This is a genomic window from Halomonas sp. 3D7M, from assembly GCF_014897885.1.
Lineage (GTDB): Bacteria > Pseudomonadota > Gammaproteobacteria > Pseudomonadales > Halomonadaceae > Vreelandella.
On record NZ_JABUZF010000020.1, the window covers coordinates 1 to 2,073 of the forward strand.

At 45.4% G+C, this 2,073-nt stretch carries 4 protein-coding genes; all 4 read right to left on the reverse strand.

What is annotated here, in order from left to right; translation table 11 throughout:
• Positions 1-95: 95 nt before the first annotated feature.
• Positions 96-926 (reverse strand): CsgG/HfaB family protein, encoded by an 831-nt coding sequence (locus tag INT22_RS00420; protein ID WP_009723337.1) that lies wholly within the window; start codon positions 924-926, stop codon positions 96-98.
• Between the two features lie 72 nt (positions 927-998).
• Entirely contained in the window at positions 999-1,415 is a 417-nt protein-coding gene (locus INT22_RS00425; RefSeq protein WP_193067472.1) for a curli assembly protein CsgF, read from the reverse strand.
• Complete coding sequence (locus tag INT22_RS00430; protein WP_120386000.1) at positions 1,415-1,894, reverse strand: CsgE family curli-type amyloid fiber assembly protein; 480 nt, start codon at positions 1,892-1,894, stop codon at positions 1,415-1,417. The genes INT22_RS00425 and INT22_RS00430 overlap by 1 nt, the downstream gene beginning before the upstream one ends.
• A 23-nt stretch (positions 1,895-1,917) precedes the next feature.
• On the reverse strand, positions 1,918-2,073 hold a 156-nt coding region (locus tag INT22_RS00435; protein WP_226912296.1), incomplete at its 5' end, for a LuxR C-terminal-related transcriptional regulator.

Below are 2,073 nucleotides of genomic sequence, written 5' to 3' on the forward strand. Positions count from 1 at the left end.
CGATAAATTTTGAATAGCCACTTACTTAGATACTAAAAAAGCCACTCAAAGAGTGGCTTTTAATTTTTTTGTAATAATGTTCCCTTGTAAGAAAGCTACAGCATGGGAATTGGAGCATTCAAGTAGTCATTTAAAATGGATTCTTGAAGGCTGACTCCCGGCGCAAGATTCCATAGTCGATTTTCAATGCCTCTGGCAATAAGATGAATAACGGCAGACTCTATTGCTGACATTACTGCGAGCTGGACAGGCTCATTAGCCGTAATGCCAGCCTCAGCTTCTAGTAAGCGGCTAAAATCAATAAAGCGATACACGCCTGCTCGTAGTTCTTTTGAATAAATGGTCTTGGTCGTGGTGACGTTGGCTAATATTTCACCGGTTGATATTTCTACCGCGCGTAAATTAACCGTCACCTGATCGACCTGATACTGGCCTGATGCCCCAATGCCAAAATATTCAGCACCTGCTCCCCCAGTTCGTATGTTCGATTCATAAGCAATAATGCCACCTTCTAGCATGACTGACGCTGCTCTTAACGATGGCAGCGTATCGGGCTGTCCAAAGCGTTCGAACTCTGCGCGAATAATGCGGCGTTCAGTTAACAAGTTTTGAAGCCCGACGCGCTCAAGTGGAATAAACCAGCCCGAGTCAGATAGCGAACCGGTAAGCATCGCTGCTGCCCCCTGTGTTACCGCCGTTGAGAATGTGCTGGCAGGGGCTGGCCGGTATTGTCCTGTTTGATCGCGGAAATCATAAACAGAGACAAAAATCTTTCCTGATGGTGGCGGGAGCGATACAAGATCCTGATACGTAGCTCCTCTGGGTGTGAGTGTTGCTTCAGCACCTTCTAAATTTTCAGACGTTGCCACCATTCCTGCACAGCCACTCAGCAGGCTAGCGATGACAATTGAGGCGATAATTTTCATAATGATCCCCTGACAAAGCAGATAGCGTTAGTCGGTATTACTTGTTTTTAGCGGTTGGCATTGTTTTTAGTGTTAAGGATTAAATAAACCGCCAACGCTAATTTCTGTAACGTCTCCAGTGACTTTATCAACCACCCTAACAACTAACTGACCACTGTTATCGCTTACAACAACGCCAAATTCATCGCTATCAAAGCTACCCTCACTGACTTCGCCTCGGCTTACATCGGAAATGAGCTGCGATATCAATCGGCTTTCTAAGCTTTGTAATAAGCGTTGAGTAGAAGAAAGTGTTTGACTACTTCGCACATTTGGGTCGGTGTTGGTATCTTGTGCTTGTGCTTTACCCAGTAGGTAATTGCCTACAAATGGATCGCCGCCAAAAGAAGGGTTAATAGGTTGGTAAATTAACTCTCCCGAATGTGCGCTCATTCCCATTCCGATTGTTGCTATAAAGGTCGCACAGCTAATTTTTATACGGTTTTTCATTAGAATAACTCCTCTTTTCCCAAGTCTTTATCTGAGGTAAGGGCAGATGCCAGCTGCTGCTGGAGGAGTGCCTCCTCAACAATATTTACAGCTTCTCCTGCTACGCGGTCTGCCTCGCTAATCCTGGGAGAAAGCTGTGCTCTGAAGTACATCCGGTTGCCTTCCACGATGGCAATTTGGCTGCCCCAGCGGGCATCGGGACGCTCTTGAATGGTAATCGTGGCATTACCGATGATGAGGTTATCCATTGCCCGCTGGCTGAAAGCGCGATAGAAGGTCTTGCCAGCCATGGTGACGGTACGGTCGACCATGACGCCGGTTAATTCGCTACTTCTATTTTGGCGTTCTTGAATTTCTGGGCCGTCTGGGCTTGATAGTTGGTTTATTGCTTCGACTTCTTCCTGTTCGTTTGCTAATCCATTCGTTGTTAACGTAAAACTGCTAATAAAAACAATCAGTAAATAGCGAAGTTTACTCATGGCTATATTACCTTTGAAGGAGGCTATCGATGGCGCTGTAAACTACGCGCAGTTTCAATATTTGGCAGAATCGGCCCAAGATTTTGATGAATCCAGTTAAGCGCTTGAATTCGGTTATGCACGTTTATTTTGCGGAAGATATTATAAAGGTGAGACTTAACAGTATGTTCGCTAACACA

What these genes read in the sequence shown, in the direction of transcription:
- INT22_RS00420 (WP_009723337.1), bottom strand. Translation starts at nt 926, where the DNA reads ATGAAAATTATCGCCTCAATTGTCATCGCTAGCCTGCTGAGTGGCTGT.
- INT22_RS00425 (WP_193067472.1), bottom strand. Translation starts at nt 1,415, where the DNA reads ATGAAAAACCGTATAAAAATTAGCTGTGCGACCTTTATAGCAACAATC.
- INT22_RS00430 (WP_120386000.1), bottom strand. Translation starts at nt 1,894, where the DNA reads ATGAGTAAACTTCGCTATTTACTGATTGTTTTTATTAGCAGTTTTACG.